This window comes from Pseudothermotoga sp. U03pept, assembly GCF_051235805.1.
GTDB lineage: Bacteria > Thermotogota > Thermotogae > Thermotogales > DSM-5069 > Pseudothermotoga_B.
This window is the reverse complement of the sequence record NZ_JBPNXV010000001.1, coordinates 1,067,780-1,082,398: the sequence shown is the minus strand read 5'-3', so window position 1 is coordinate 1,082,398 and position 14,619 is coordinate 1,067,780. Positions and strand designations below refer to the sequence as shown.

The 14,619-nt window shown below is 44.4% G+C and carries 16 protein-coding genes; 5 read left to right on the top strand and 11 right to left on the bottom strand.

Features of this window, described 5'->3' with window-relative positions:
* Nucleotides 1-45: 45 nt before the first annotated feature.
* Together mgtE and ACSFC1_RS05280 are read right to left on the bottom strand one after the other, a co-directional pair.
* Nucleotides 46-1,386 (bottom strand): magnesium transporter, encoded by a 1,341-nt coding sequence (gene mgtE, locus ACSFC1_RS05285; protein WP_435565074.1) that lies wholly within the window; start codon nucleotides 1,384-1,386, stop codon nucleotides 46-48.
* Between the two features lie 162 nt (nucleotides 1,387-1,548).
* Complete coding sequence (locus ACSFC1_RS05280) at nucleotides 1,549-2,565, bottom strand: L-threonylcarbamoyladenylate synthase (protein ID WP_435565073.1); 1,017 nt, start codon at nucleotides 2,563-2,565, stop codon at nucleotides 1,549-1,551.
* A gap of 103 nt (nucleotides 2,566-2,668) precedes the next feature.
* Here ACSFC1_RS05280 and ACSFC1_RS05275 point away from each other — a divergent pair, with 103 nt between their 5' ends.
* Genes ACSFC1_RS05275 through nuoF (ACSFC1_RS05255) form a run of 5 tightly spaced genes read left to right on the top strand, consistent with a single transcriptional unit; the run spans nucleotide 2,669 to nucleotide 7,485 of the window.
* A complete protein-coding gene (locus ACSFC1_RS05275) occupies nucleotides 2,669-3,166 on the top strand; it encodes an NAD(P)H-dependent oxidoreductase subunit E (protein WP_435565072.1) in 498 nt (165 codons plus the stop codon).
* On the top strand, nucleotides 3,163-3,540 hold the full coding sequence (locus tag ACSFC1_RS05270) for a (2Fe-2S) ferredoxin domain-containing protein (RefSeq protein ID WP_435565071.1): 378 nt from the start codon (nucleotides 3,163-3,165) through the stop codon (nucleotides 3,538-3,540). The genes ACSFC1_RS05275 and ACSFC1_RS05270 overlap by 4 nt, the downstream gene beginning before the upstream one ends.
* 15 nt (nucleotides 3,541-3,555) lie before the next feature.
* On the top strand, nucleotides 3,556-5,355 hold the full coding sequence (gene nuoF / locus ACSFC1_RS05265) for an NADH-quinone oxidoreductase subunit NuoF (protein ID WP_435565070.1): 1,800 nt from the start codon (nucleotides 3,556-3,558) through the stop codon (nucleotides 5,353-5,355).
* A gap of 16 nt (nucleotides 5,356-5,371) precedes the next feature.
* Nucleotides 5,372-5,860 (top strand): NADH-quinone oxidoreductase subunit NuoE, encoded by a 489-nt coding sequence (nuoE, locus tag ACSFC1_RS05260; protein ID WP_435565069.1) that lies wholly within the window; start codon nucleotides 5,372-5,374, stop codon nucleotides 5,858-5,860.
* A complete protein-coding gene (nuoF, locus tag ACSFC1_RS05255; protein WP_435565068.1) occupies nucleotides 5,857-7,485 on the top strand; it encodes an NADH-quinone oxidoreductase subunit NuoF in 1,629 nt (542 codons plus the stop codon). The genes nuoE and nuoF (ACSFC1_RS05255) overlap by 4 nt, the downstream gene beginning before the upstream one ends.
* On the opposite strand, the gene ACSFC1_RS05250 is transcribed toward nuoF (ACSFC1_RS05255), so the two are convergent.
* The 9 genes from ACSFC1_RS05250 to ACSFC1_RS05210 are packed head-to-tail and all read right to left on the bottom strand — an operon-like array spanning nucleotide 7,454 to nucleotide 14,578.
* Nucleotides 7,454-7,978 (bottom strand): SMC-Scp complex subunit ScpB, encoded by a 525-nt coding sequence (locus ACSFC1_RS05250; protein WP_435565067.1) that lies wholly within the window; start codon nucleotides 7,976-7,978, stop codon nucleotides 7,454-7,456. The two genes, nuoF (ACSFC1_RS05255) and ACSFC1_RS05250, sit on opposite strands and share 32 nt — an antisense overlap.
* Complete coding sequence (locus ACSFC1_RS05245) at nucleotides 7,962-8,648, bottom strand: segregation and condensation protein A (protein WP_435565066.1); 687 nt, start codon at nucleotides 8,646-8,648, stop codon at nucleotides 7,962-7,964. The genes ACSFC1_RS05250 and ACSFC1_RS05245 overlap by 17 nt, the downstream gene beginning before the upstream one ends.
* 9 nt (nucleotides 8,649-8,657) lie before the next feature.
* Nucleotides 8,658-9,644: a tryptophan--tRNA ligase gene (gene trpS / locus ACSFC1_RS05240; RefSeq protein WP_435565065.1), complete on the bottom strand. Its 987-nt coding sequence runs from the start codon at nucleotides 9,642-9,644 to the stop codon at nucleotides 8,658-8,660.
* Complete coding sequence (locus tag ACSFC1_RS05235; protein WP_435565064.1) at nucleotides 9,641-10,462, bottom strand: bifunctional 5,10-methylenetetrahydrofolate dehydrogenase/5,10-methenyltetrahydrofolate cyclohydrolase; 822 nt, start codon at nucleotides 10,460-10,462, stop codon at nucleotides 9,641-9,643. Before ACSFC1_RS05235 ends, trpS begins: the two co-directional genes overlap by 4 nt.
* Nucleotides 10,463-10,473: 11 nt before the next feature.
* Nucleotides 10,474-12,135, bottom strand: coding sequence for a formate--tetrahydrofolate ligase (locus tag ACSFC1_RS05230; RefSeq protein ID WP_435565063.1), 1,662 nt, complete (start codon nucleotides 12,133-12,135; stop codon nucleotides 10,474-10,476).
* Between the two features lie 21 nt (nucleotides 12,136-12,156).
* Nucleotides 12,157-12,564: a transcription antitermination factor NusB gene (nusB, locus tag ACSFC1_RS05225; RefSeq protein ID WP_435565992.1), complete on the bottom strand. Its 408-nt coding sequence runs from the start codon at nucleotides 12,562-12,564 to the stop codon at nucleotides 12,157-12,159.
* A gap of 27 nt (nucleotides 12,565-12,591) precedes the next feature.
* A complete protein-coding gene (locus ACSFC1_RS05220; RefSeq protein WP_435565062.1) occupies nucleotides 12,592-12,930 on the bottom strand; it encodes an Asp23/Gls24 family envelope stress response protein in 339 nt (112 codons plus the stop codon).
* A gap of 11 nt (nucleotides 12,931-12,941) precedes the next feature.
* Complete coding sequence (efp, locus tag ACSFC1_RS05215; protein ID WP_435565061.1) at nucleotides 12,942-13,499, bottom strand: elongation factor P; 558 nt, start codon at nucleotides 13,497-13,499, stop codon at nucleotides 12,942-12,944.
* Nucleotides 13,496-14,578, bottom strand: coding sequence for a M24 family metallopeptidase (locus ACSFC1_RS05210; RefSeq protein WP_435565060.1), 1,083 nt, complete (start codon nucleotides 14,576-14,578; stop codon nucleotides 13,496-13,498). Before ACSFC1_RS05210 ends, efp begins: the two co-directional genes overlap by 4 nt.
* Nucleotides 14,579-14,619 lie beyond the last annotated feature (41 nt).

The window sequence follows — 14,619 nt, the reverse complement described above, 5'->3', positions numbered from 1 at the left end:
TACGGGCTTAAAAGATTATACGCCCTTGAACGAGAAAAGTCAAAATCATTTGAGTATTGAATGAACGACCAAGAAATACATTACTATCCCCGAGACATCGACTATTGTGGTCAACAATGGACCGGCCATTATGGCAGGGTCTATGTGTATCAAACGTGCTAAGAATGGCAAAATGGCACCTACTGTGTTGGCAAAGATCACAACGACGGCGAGAGCTAAAGAAACAGAAAAAGCAACTCTCAAGGAAGGACTTATCATCATCGATCTGAAGAACAAAGTGACACCCAATATGGCCGCGAGAACAGAACCGATGAGAATTTCGCGCAAAATGATTTTCCACCAATCTTTTGATCTTATCTCGCCGAGCGCCATACCTCTGATGATAAGTGCCGATATCTGTGATCCTATATTGCCGCCGGTGTCCATCATCGTGGGCATGAATGCGGCAACTATTGGCAGTGAAGCAAGGAAATGTTCGAATTTCGCTATCACATTGCCGTTGATAGATTCTAACAATAGCAGAGCCACAAGCCAAGGCAACCGTCTGAATATCAATTTCCAGCCACTCACATGAAGGTATGGTTCTTCAGTTGTGACCATTGAGCTCATTTTCTGAATGTCTTCTGTGGCTTCTTCGTCTATGACATCTACAACGTCGTCTATCGTTATAATTCCTATCAGGCGTTGTTCGCTGTCTACGACTGGCACTACAAAAAGGTCATATTTTCTCATTATCTGAGCCACTTCTTCTTGATCTGTCGTTGCGTAGACGAATATCGGTTCTGAATTCATGATTTGTTCCACAAAAGAATTAGGATCTGCGAAGATCAAATCTTGCAATTCAACGGTGCCAAGTAGTTTTCTGGATTTTTCTATCACGGGCATCAGATGAACCGTTTCTTTGTCCTTACCCTCCTTCCTGATCTTCTCGAGCGCTTCACTGACAGTCATTGTTGCATAGAGTTCCAAACATTTAGGTGTGGTAAGTCTGCCCGCAGAGTTCTCAGGATAGTTGAGCAAAGACAAAGTTATCTTTCTCTCATCTGGTGTCAGGTAAGACAGGAGCTTGTTGACAACATTGGCTGGCATTTCCTCGAGCAGTTCCGCCCTGTCATCTGGGTCCATAGAAGATATTATTTCTCTGAGTCGTTCTTCCTTAAACAATTCAATCAAAGCCATCTGGTCGTCTGTTTCGAGTTCGCTGAAGACCAACGCTGCTTGATCCTTAGGAAGCAAACGAAAAACTATGATTTTTTCATCTGGTGGGAGTTCTTCGATCATCTCTAAGATTTCGGCTGGTTCCTGCTGAGTCAAAATCGTTTTGAGGGTTCTGAAATCTCCATTTTCGATAAACCTCTTGATGTCAACCTGAACTCTTACCTTCATCGCTTCACCTCCTTGAAGGTTTATGGTGGAAGATTAAGCGAACTACTGGTACTTTCCAAGGCAACTCACCTCCCTCGAATGGTCTTACAATGTAATTTTACGCACTGGCAATTGATTTTGTCACCACAAATCTTTAAAAAACCACACACTTCTGAGTTACAACTATTCGACAATCTCAGTGGCGGCTCTTCTCAAGCGGTTCATAACTGAGAAAAGTATTCCCCTGGGCTCAAAACCAATCACTATTGCCACATCTGCAGTCAACGAATCTATTTGACGAAGTACACTGAACAACTGCTGAGCGATTGTAAATGGTTCTTTCAGCGTTCCAAGAACTATAGTTTTCCTACCGTAGAATCTCGATAGCATTTCTTGCGGGCATACAACGGGTGCATCGGGATACTTTGAGAGAACTTCGTCAAGCCTTTCCTCGTTGGCGACGAGAATCACTGGCTTTTCGGGTGCATAGTGTCTGTAACTCATTCCTGGTGACAGCGGCCTAACTGGTTCATCGGTCTTTTTCAAAAGAAACTCCGGTATCTGCAAATCTGACACAACACGTTGAATCTCTTCAACAGTGGCTGGACCGGGTCTCAGCAAGACAGGTTTTTCTCTTGAAAAATCTATTATAGTCGATTCGATGCCGAATGGAGTTTCTCCACCGTCTATTATCGCATCGACTGTTCCATAGAGATCGTCGATGACATGCTCTGCTCTCGTAGGACTTGGCTTGCCTGATAGATTAGCACTCGGTGCCGCAATTGGTGTACCACAGAGTTGTAGAAACTTAAATGCCACCGGATGACTTGGCATTCTGACGGCTACCGTTTCAAGCCCACCAGTTACCTCCTTTGGCACGGCTGGCTTTTTCCTGAATATGATCGTCACTGGTCCAGGCCAAAAGACATCGATAATCGCAGAAGCCCTTTCATAACTTTGATCAACTAACAGTGCGAGCTGATTCTTATCGTGAATATGAACGATCAACGGGTTATCAGCAGGCCTTTTCTTTATCTCGAAGATCTTCAAAACGGCAGTGGTGTTGAAACAGTCAGCGCCAAGGCCATAGACGGTCTCTGTTGGGAAGGCAACAACACCGCCTTCTTTTATCATCTCAGCAGCCTTGCGAAGAATCTCTTCATTTGGTTTGAGCGGGTCTACTCTTATGAGCATCGTCATCTGCATCTCCTCCTAATCTTACTTTATCATCACTGGTAGTTTTTGCGATGAAAATGGTATAATCGAGCTGAGCTTGTGAATTTATTAACAGGAGGTGGAACAGTTGCCAGATCTCTGCACTACAGGTGAGCGTTTGTTCAAAGAATTGGATGACTACATCGATTCAATTGGTGCAAAGCCAGACAAACTGATCTCTGTGCTACAAAAGGCTCAGGAGCTATTCGGTTACCTTTCAATCGAGGTACAACAACACATCGCAGATGCTTTGAACATCCCAGTTTCTCAGGTCTATGGTGTTGTAACCTTTTACAACTTCTTTTCCACAAAGCCAAAAGGCAAGGTTCAGATCAAGGTCTGTTTAGGTACGGCTTGCTATGTGAAAGGTGGCGACAGAGTACTTGAAAGATTTCTTGAGGAACTTGGAACAAAACCAGAAGAACCAACGAAGGATGGACAGTTTTCAGTTCATCCAGTGAGATGTCTTGGAGCCTGCAGTATGGCGCCTGTTGTTTTAGTGGGCGAGAAGGATTTCTACGGCAGAATAAAGCCTGATATGGTTCCGAGAATCATCGAAAAGTACAGGGAGGTGAAGGAAAGGTGAGTAAGATAAAGTCTCTTGAGGATCTGATGAAAATCAAAGAAAAGGCAGTCAAAGACCTTCAACTCAGAGACACAGGCAAAAGGGGAAAGATTACGGTAGCGATGGGTACTTGTGGAATTGCGGCAGGTGCGAAGGACACACTGAAAGCCATAGTAGAAGCCTTGAATGAGAACAACATCAACGATATCTCGGTTGTACAATCTGGGTGCATGGGCTTGTGCGAAGTGGAGCCAACCGTTGAAGTTAGGCTGGAAAACCAAGAACCTGTTGTTTATGGTCATGTGACTCCCGAGAATGCAAGGAGAATAGTGAAGTTACATATACTTTCCAACCAAGTTGTGACAGATTTATTGGTTCGCAAAGGGGAAATCTAAGAAGAGGTGATCTGAGTGCCATTGACAGCTACTACAATCTTGGTGTGTGCTGGAGGTGCTTGTATCTCGGCTGGTGAAGAGACTGTAAAACAAGCACTTGAGGCAGAGATAGAAAAGTATGCATTGAAAGATGTTGTGAGAGTAGTTGAAACTGGTTGTATGGGTGCCTGCAGTCTGGGACCTCTGATGGTGGTTTATCCAGAAGGTGTCTTTTACCAAAAACTCACGCCACAGGCTGCCAGAAAGATCGTTGAGGAACACGTTCTAAAAGGCAGGATCGTGACTGAGTACCTGTACAAAATGCCCACTGGTGAAGCCGTGCCAGAGGCCGTTGAGAAACTGCCATTCTTCTCAAGACAGGTCAAGATTGCGACCAGAAATGTTGGTTATATAGATCCATCAAATATAGAAGAATACATCGCCCGAGATGGCTATTTTGCCTTGGCGAAGGTTTTGAAAGAGATGACACCCGAAGAAGTGATCGATGAGATCAAGAAGAGTGGTCTTCGCGGCAGAGGCGGGGCAGGCTTTCCAACAGGTCTAAAATGGGAACTCACGAGAAAATCGAAAGGCGAGAAAAAGTACATCGTCTGCAACGCTGACGAAGGTGATCCAGGAGCCTTCATGGATCGTTCGGTTCTCGAAGGCGATCCTCACACAATTCTTGAGGCTATGACAATCGGTGGATACGCCATAGGTGCAAATCAGGGTTATATATACGTAAGGGCAGAGTACCCACTTGCAATTGAAAGATTGAACATCGCAATTGCACAAGCAAAAGAATATGGTTTTCTCGGCAAGAACATTCTCAACAGCGGTTTTGATTTCGATGTTGAAATAAGGATAGGCGCCGGTGCCTTCGTTTGTGGTGAAGAGACCGCGTTGATTGCCTCCATAGAGGGAAGAAGAGGACAACCGCGTGTGAAACCTCCATATCCTGCACAGAGTGGTGTGTGGGGGCTTCCCACGGTGATCAACAACGTTGAGACCTTTGCTTGCATTCCGCCGATAATAATCAAGGGTGCCCAATGGTTCAAGAGCATAGGCACAGAAAAATCCCCTGGTACGAAGGTCTTTGCACTGGCTGGAAAGATCACCAACACGGGTCTTGTTGAAGTGCCGATGGGTATAACCTTGAGAGAACTTCTCTATGAAATAGGTGGAGGTTCTTCAACGGGTAAAAAGATCAAAGCGGTGCAAACAGGAGGACCAAGTGGTGGTTGCATACCTTCGGAGTACTTCGACACACCAGTTGACTATGAATCTCTGCAGAAATTAGGTGCCATCATGGGATCGGGTGGCATGATAGTCATGGATGAAGACGATTGTATGGTCGATGTCGCAAGATTTTTCCTCGAGTTCACCGTCGATGAATCTTGTGGTAAGTGTACTCCCTGTAGAGAAGGTACAAGACAGATGCTTCAAATCCTCAACAAGATAACCGCAGGAGAAGGGACAGAAGAAGATCTGCAACAACTTGAGACTTTGGCGAATGTCATAAAGGACACATCGCTCTGCGGACTGGGACAGACCGCACCAAATCCCGTTCTCAGTACATTGAAGTACTATCGCCATGAGTACGAAGCACATGTGAAAGAGAAGCGCTGTCCTTCCTTGAAATGCAAATCACTCATCAGATATGTGATAGATCCGACAAAGTGTGTTGGTTGTACCGCATGTGCAAGGGTCTGTCCAGTAAAAGCGATCTCTGGCGAGGTCAGAAAAACCCACAATATTGACAACGAGATCTGCATTAGGTGCGGAAGTTGTATTGAAGTCTGCAGATTTGGTGCAATAAGCAAAGTTTCACCGTGAGAAGGGGGAATCAGTCGTGGTCGACCGCGAGAAGGTTAGTGCTCTTGTTGAAGAAGCAAAAAGAGAACGCTTGGAAGAAAGAGACGTATTGATTAACGCACTGCATAAGGTTCAGGACTATTTTGGTAATTACATACCAATCGAGGCAGCCGAAGTGGTTGCCGAAGAGCTTGGAGTACCAGAATCAAAGGTCTATGAGGTTCTCACTTTCTACACGATGTTCTCGACAGAACCAAGGGGTAAGTACGTAATACGTGTTTGTGTTAATCTGCCCTGTCATGTAACCGGTGGAAGAGAAATCGTTCAGACGCTGCAAGAAACACTTGGTGTGAAATTTGGACAAACCACCAAGGATGGTCTCTTCACTTTAGAAACGACAAGTTGCCTTGGTTTGTGTGGGGTTGCTCCAGTGATAATGGTCAACGATCAATATTATGGTGATCTGACACCAAAAAAAATCATAGAATTGATCGATAGCCTCCGAAATGGAGGTGATACAAAATGAAACCGATGGTGGTACTCGTTTCAGTGGATTCGAATAGCGTACTTTTGGGTGCAAGACATTTCGTGAACTACTTGAAAGAGTTAATCGAAAGATTCAGTCTTCAAGACACAGTTGATATCCTTGAGACAGGTACAATGGGTGTCTACACGCAAGGCATTATGATGGCAGTCTTTCCAGACGATGTTTATTACTCTGTTCGCTCAGTCGATGACGTTGAAAAGATTGTAACCGAGCATCTGTTGAAAGGTAGACCGGTACTATCACTGGAGATCCCAAAAGATAAGCTGAAATTGACCGTTGAAAGAGAAAAGGTAACGGCAGAAACGAGAATTGTTCTACGAAACGTTGGAAGCATTGATCCTAAGAACATAGACGAATATATAGCGCGCAATGGATACTTCGCACTACACAAGGTGCTTTTCGAGATGAAACCACAAGAGGTACTCAACTGTGTAAAGGCATCTGGTCTGAGAGGAAGAGGTGGAGCAGGTTTCCCAACTGGTTTGAAGTGGGAGTTCACAGCCAAAGTTCAAGCTGACCAGAAGTACGTTATCTGCAACGCCGACGAAGGGGAACCGGGCACCTTCAAAGATAGGCTCATCATGGAGGGTGACCCACACTCTGTAGTTGAATCTATGATCATCTGCGGTTATGCAGTTGGTGCTACGAAAGGTTATATATACATACGCGGTGAGTATTACGGTTCGGTGGAGAACATACAGAAGGCTATAAAGGATGCTTATGAATACGGCTTACTTGGAAAGAACATAATGGGTAGTGGCTTTAGCTTTGATCTCACAGTCAGACTTGGTGCAGGAGCTTACATATGCGGTGAGGAAACAGCTTTGCTCGAGTCGATAGAAGGGAAAGCCGGCAGGCCCAGGCTGAAACCACCGTATCCACCGACAAACGGTCTTTTCAACAAACCAACCGTTATCAACAACGTGGAAACCTTTGTAAACGTTCCGCCGATAATTCTAAATGGTCCAGAGTGGTTCAAATCCTTTGGCACTGCTGGATCACCTGGAACAAAGGTCTTCTCGTTGGTCGGTAATGTCGTCAGACGTGGCATAGTCGAGGTTCCAATGGGTACAACGGTTCGTGACTTGATATACAGATTCGGTGGAGGCCTTGTTGGAGGCAAAGAACTGTACATGGTTCAAACCGGTGGAACGGCAGGCTCTTTCATCGGTGTAGATAAACTCGATGTTCCATTAGACTATGATTCTTTCAAGAATCACGGTGTCTCGATAGGCTCTGGAGTTATCTTGGCAATGTCAGAAGGTACCTGTCCAGTCGATGTTGCGCTCAACACAATGCAGTTCTTTGAGCATGAATCTTGTGGTAAGTGTACACCTTGCAGAGAGGGCACAAGGCTTGCGGTTCAGATACTCGAGAAAATCTCTAAAGGTCAAGGAAAATTTGAAGACCTCGAAACGCTGAAACAGATTGCCTACGTCACACAAGAAGCATCTCTCTGTGGTCTGGGACAGAGCATCAATGTTCCACTGCTTTCAATCCTCGAAAACTTCAAGGAGGACTTCATAAAACACATTGGTTCAATTTCTTGCCCACATGGTGTTTGCAAGTTTGTCAAGGCTCAGAAGCCGAAGATGAAGGTTTAGTACCTTCTGGGTGCTCGACTAACTGTTCGAGCACCCCTTCTACCATCAAGAAATTCTTGAAATTTTCACTCAACTGATAGATGTAGGTATTAGACTGCCTTTTTCTGGTCAACACTCCTGATTTGTGTAAAGACCTCACTATCGCCGAAGAATCCTTTCCTCTCAGATAGTTGAGCGCTTGTAGGGTAGAAGGACCATTCAGCAATATTGCCGCCACTATCTCCATTTGACTTGGAGAGAGTTTTGAGTAGAAGGTTTTCACAACTTTTCCAACAACCTGTGCATATTCAGACTTTGTGTAGAAACGGTACACATCACCGACCTTTTTCAATTCCACTCCATGATCCTCATCAGAGTACTCTTTGATGAGTTCTTCAACAACTTTTGCAACTGTGTCTAAATCAGTCTCGGTTATCTTTGAGAGTCTTTCTAAGGTCATACCGCGAGCAGCAAATATCAAAGCTTCTACCGAAGCTTTAAGGTTCAAGGTCATTCCTCCTCAATACGAAATCGTCTTTCGTTTCAAGTAAGAGGATCTTCTTGAAAAAGATCAGCTCCAGTACCGCAAGAAGATAGACTATAATCTGATAACGGCTCTCGCCTGTGCTGAGCAGACTGTATAGGGTGAGTTCGCCGTTGCTTGTCAATAGATCGAGAATTTTGTTCATAGCCTCTTCAACGGTCATCGCCTGTCTGTGAATTCTGTAGACCGCCTTACGAATATCGAGGTCTTGAAGGGCTGCCTGCAAAATCTTTTTTATCTTCTCCTGTTCGATCTGTGGCAGCGAGGGCAATTTGATGAGCTGCCTTGAACCAAGATCTTTAACTCTTTGTGAAATCTCAGAACTCAGTTGTTTTATCTTTTCATACATTTCGATTCTTCTATAAAGATCTTCTTCTTGCTGAGTCAATTGTTTTGCTTCTTTTTCAGTCAATGAGGGCAACATGTACTTCGATTTGATTTCCATCAATTGGGTTGCCATTGCAATGAAATCAGAGGTGATGTTCAGGTCTAATTTCTTCATCTGCTCGATGTAAGAAATGAATTCGTCGGCGAGTTGTGAAAGCGAGACAGAGCGTACACTTATTTTACGCCTTTTGACCAGGTACAACAACAAGTCCAGCGGACCTTCGAACTGCTCAAGGCGAAATACAATCTCCAAAAGATCACCTCAGAACATCAAATGCATTTTTTCTCTAACTCGGCGCATAGTCTCTTGGGCAAAGGTTCTCGCCTTCATGTTGCCCATTTCAATAACGTCATCCACATAGTGTGGATCAGAATCTATTTTGGCATATCTCTCCCATATCGGCTCAAGTTCGTTCAACATGTTTTTCAGAAGAAGCCTCTTGCAATCAATACACCCTATCTTTGCCTTAGTACATCCTTCGATAACCCACTGACTTTCTTCTTCATTTATCCCGAAGGCGTTGTGATAGCTCCACACCGGGCACTTTTCGGGGTCACCTGGGTCTGTCCTTCTTTTTCTGGCAGGATCTGTCATCATTGGAAGAATTGCTTTTTCAAGGTCGGCGCGTGTGTTTTCGAGTACAATTATGTTGCCATAACTCTTGCTCATCTTTCGACCGTCTGTACCTGGAAGTTTTGGTACTATGGAAAGCAGAGACTGTGGCTCAGGAAAAACTTCACCGTACAAGAAGTTGAATCTCCTTGCAATCTCTCTCGTGAGTTCAACGTGGTAAACTTGGTCCTCACCGACGGGCACTCCCTCTGCAAGATAGATGAGTATGTCGGCCGCCTGCAACACTGGGTACAACAGAAATCCGGCATTCGAGAGATCTTTGTCCGAAAGTTGTTGCTTCATCTCCTTGTAAGTTGGAACCCTTTCAAGCCACGAAATAGGAACTATCATCGAAAAAAGAAGGGCAAGTTCCGAGTGTTCTTTTATGGCTGACTGAACAAAAAGAGTAGATCTCTCTGGATCAAGTCCGCAAGCCAAGAAAGATCTCATAACTTCTCTCGTGTGGAAGCTGAGTTGTGTTGTTTCATCGTAGGCAGTGGTCAAGGCATGCCAATCTGCTACAAAATAGAAACAGTTATGCCCTTCGTCCTGAAGTCTTTTCCAGTTCTTCAACGCACCGACGTAGTTTCCAATGTGAGGTTTTCCGGTCGGTCTTACACCACTCAATATCCTCAACTTTTCTCACCTCTCAGAGCACTCTTCACAACTCGGTTCATCAAGATCGAAGTCGTTACCACACCTACTCCACCGGGAACAGGGGTTACACGTACCTTTTCTTCAAGGCGTCTATCAACATCACCGACCACCTTGCCATCGATCACATTTATCCCTACATCGATGACAATGCAGTCGTCTTTCACCATCTCTGGGGTTAAAAAACCCGCCTTACCCACTGCAACAACCACGGCATCTGCATCTTTGGTTATTTCACCGAGATTCTTGGTCTTACTGTGACAGACTGTCACTGTTGCACTTCTGTCGCGCCTTAGAAGCATGATTGAAACGGGCAAGCCAACAGTAATACTCCTTCCAACAACTGCAACCTTCTTGCCTACCAAATCTGTTGTTGCAGTCAATATCTTAACTGCTGCGGCTGCGGTGCACGGTGAAAACTCTTCATAGCCGTATACGAGATAGCCCATGTTCAAAGGGTTTCTACCCTCTACATCTTTTCGTGGATCTATGAGCGCAGCGATCTCGGTTTCATCGATTTCCGGTGGTAGAGGATGTGACACAAATATGCCGTGAATAGATCCATTCTCTGAAGCTTCTACCAGTTTGTGCTTGAGTTCAGCAGCATTCTGCAGAAAAATCGTCTCGTATTCGATCCCAAGTGAATCAGCTTTTTTCTTTTGGCTCTTCAGATAAGATATAGTACCATCATCGGGTCTAACTGAGAGACTCAGTAATCTGGGCTTCACAGAAACCTTGTTCAGCAACGATACAGTTTCACCATCTATCGACTGTGCGATGGATTTGCAGTCAATCAACACAGGATCATCCCCTAAAAGAGGCCGGTGATGTTCCCGTCTTCATCGATGTCTATATTCACTGCGTTTGGTTTCTTGCCAAGTCCAGGCATCAGCATAATCTCGCCGCATATCGCAACGACAAATCCGGCACCGGCAGACAATTTTAAATCTCTCACTGTGAAAGAATAACCACTTGGAGCGCCAAGTTTCGAAGGATCATCGGAAAGTGAATACTGTGTCTTGGCGATGACAATCGGTAGGTTTGAAAAACCATCCTTCGTGAACTTTTTCAATGAATCAACTGCATCCTTAGAATAGACGACTTCTTTGGCACGGTAAATTTCTTTGGCGATCACTTCAATCTTCTTCTCAAGAGGTGAATCCCAATTGTACAGTGGTGTGAATTTCGATTCGTCTGCAATTTCGACAACTTCCTTTGCAAGATCAATTGCACCTTCACTCCCTTTTGCAAAGGCTTCATTGAGCGATACCTTGGCTCCAAGTTCTTCGATGCAGTTCATTGTGAAAGCAATCTCTTGCTGAGTATCTGAAGCAAATCTGTTTAGTGCTACTACTACGGGCAGACCAAATTTCTTGACGTTCTCTATGTGAACTCTCAGATTTTCGATTCCTTTTGCAAGAGCATCGATGTCTTCATTGCCCAGATCCTTCAGTGACATTCCACCATGGTATTTCATTGCCCTTATGGTTGCGACGATCACCACAGCGGCAGGTTTCAAATCTGCAAGTGGTGCGACAAAATCAAAGAACTTTTCGGCACCAAGGTCTGATCCGAACCCTGTTTCCGTTACCACATAATCTGCTAAACCGAGTGCCATTCTTGTGGCGATTATTGAATTAGTACCATGTGCGATGTTTGCAAATGGACCCCCATGTATGAGAGCAGGTGTGCTCTCGATAGTCTGAACAAGGTTTGGATCAATGGCATCTTTGAGTATTACTGCCGCAGCACCCTCGGCGTTCAGTTCTTTCACCTTGACTGGTTTACCTGTTCTCGACCAACCTATGACTACTTCTCCAATGCGTTTTTTAAGGTCTGATAGGTCTTTGGACAAACACAGAATAGCCATTATCTCTGAAGCAGCCGTGATCACGAATTGATCTTGCCTTGGATAGCCGTTTGCATGACCGCCAAGTCCAACCACGATCTCTCTCAGCGCTCTGTCGTTCATATCGATGGTCCTTGGCCAGGTTATGCGAGTCAAATCGATATCCAGTTCATTCCCAAATCTTATATGTGCATCGATCATAGCAGAGATTAAGTTGTGCGCAGCAGAGACCGCGTGTATATCTCCAGTGAAGTGAAGGTTTATCTCCTCCATAGGGAGCACTTGAGAGTAACCTCCACCAGCTGCACCGCCCTTCACACCGAATACAGGACCCAAGGAGGGTTCTCTCAAAGTTACAAAAGATCTGTACCCGAGTTTGTTCAACGCCATCGATAAGCCAATACTCGTTGTGGTCTTCCCTTCACCAGCGGGCGTGGGTGTCATAGCAGTTACTATGACCAACTTACCCTTCTTTGTATTCAAAGCATTCAGAAACTTGTGCGAGACCTTTGCAATGTAGTTACCGTAATTTCTCAGATACTCTTTCGGAATCGATAGATCGTCTGCTATGCATGTGATGGGTTTCAACTGAACGGACCGTGCTATCTGCAAATCGTTCAGCATGGTCTCTACCTCCCTGCTGATTCAAATGAAACGCTTGCTTTCAGGTGCAAAGGACTTAGCAATTCTGTCCAGCACACCATTTACAAACCTGCCACTGTTTTCTGTTCCATACCTTTTTGCAAGTTCAACTGCTTCGTCCAAAGTTACCTCAATTGGTACGTCTATCTCATACAACAACTCATATGTACCCAGTCGCAGGACTGATCTATCCACTGATGACAATCTGTTGAAGTCCCAGTTCTCAAGGCAGATTGAGATTCTTTCATCTATTTGCGCTAAGTTTTTGTAAATACCCTGGACATACCTAATAACATCGTTTTTGAATGAATTCTGTCTTTGCAAATTCGATGAAAGCTCATCCAGCAAGATATCTACCGGTTCGTTACGGAAATCATTCTGAAAGATGGTTCTGAAGACTAAGTCTCTCATCTTACTGCGACGTGTCACAGGTTTAACTCACTCCTTCTCTTCAGTTTTCTGTTCTTCACCCTCTTCGATATCTTCTATCGTGATGTTGACGGCTGAAACTTGAAGTTCAGTCATTCTTTCGATATCCATTTTCACCCTTTCCATTATCTTCTGTGACATTTCAACTAAGGATTTCCCAAAAGGCACACTTATCCTTAGGTTGATCGTTATATTGTCTTCCGGAGAGCGATCGATCTCGAGAGATTTTCTGATCTTTTTCTGTTTCCTCTCATCGGCAATTTCGAGTGCAGAGAATACACTTCTGAGTGCTATTTCTTTTATTGCATTATCAGAGATATCGATACTTCCCATGCCCTTCGTTTCCATTTTCTCACCTCCTAAGCACGTTCAACATATTCACCCGTTCTCGTGTCGACCTTCACCATTTCACCGCTCTCTACGAAAAAGGGCACCGTTATCCTCAAGCCAGTTTCCAGTACAGCTGGTTTGCCACCACCTGAGACAGTATCACCTTTGAAGGTCGGTTCTGTTTCAGCTATCTTCAAAACGACGACATTCGGTAGTTGAATACCAATCGGCTTGTCTTCCAGAAAAACGATGCTGACTTGAAGATTCTCGATCAAGTACCACTTGGCATCTTGAATCTCTTCCTCTGTAAGCGCATACTGTTCGTAGTCATCCATAGCCATGAAGTGATAGTGCTCGCCATCGCTGTAAAGGAATTGAGCTTCTTTGAAAGTGAGATTGGCTTCGTCAACACGTTCTCCGCTGCTGAAGTTGACGTCTTTGACCAAACCACTTTTGACACTTTTGAGCTTTGTTCTAATGATGCCGCGTCCCATCGCCATATGATGTTTGTTCACATCCACAACTCTGTACGGTTCACCGTCAACCATTATGACCATACCCTTTTTCAGATCACCAACTTCTATCACGTTTTCACCTCCACCAACTCTCTGGATAAGCTTGTCAGTCTTTCCAAAGAACTCTCTGAAACCACCACGTCTTCTTCTATTCTAACGCCATACTTACCCTCTATATAGATTCCTGGCTCGATCGTTACCACGGCGTTTTGTGGCAGCAACTCTTGGTTCGATTGATTCACCCGAGGTGATTCGTGAACTTCGATTCCCAAACCATGACCTAAACCATGTCCGAAGTAACGTCCATAACCCTTGCTTTCGATGTGATTTCTCGCTACACTATCAAGCATCTTACCACTCATTTTTGCACTGCCTTTCTCCAAAGCCAGTGTTTGTGCTTCATAGACTGTTTGGTAAATCCTTTTGAATTCATCGTCTGCCTTGCCGAAGACGATTGTTCTCGTTATGTCCGCACAATATCCATTCACCACAGCACCAAAATCAAAGGTGATCGGTTCGTTACGCTTGATTTTTTTGTTAGAAGGTCTGCCATGAGGCATGGAGGTTCGAGGACCACTTATCACGATTGTTTCGAAAGCTATACCCTGAGCGCCGAATTTCTTCATATTGTACTCAAATTCAGCGGCTAATTCCATCTCAGTCATGTCTTCCTTTATGCACTCAAGCGTTTTCAAATAGGCTTTCTCACTTACCGTTATTGCTTTCTTTATGTTATCGATCTCTTCTTGAGACTTCACCGTTCTCATTGTATCGATCACAGAATCGATCGATACAAAATTCGCCTTGATTTTCTCGTTCAGTTTTAGAAATACGTTGTGACTCACTCTCTGAAATTCCAGACCGATCGTCTTTGGTTTTAGATCGTCCACAACGGCTCTCACCGATTCAAAAATGTCGTTGCCCTTGTACTCTACAACCTCAAAGCTTGTTTGCTGTTTCACCTGCTCCAAATATCTTGAATCTGTTATGATAAACTGTTTTTCCCGGCTGATTACCAAAACGCTAAAGGAACCTGTGAAACCAGAAAGATAATAAGTTGAAGGCTTTGAAGAATATTCCACGTTGTAAATGATCGCTGCCTCAACACCCATTTTCTCAATCTTTTCTACAAATTGTTCTACTCTGTTCAAGCTTGGCACCTCCTTCAATCATTGTACAATAATAGCAGGAG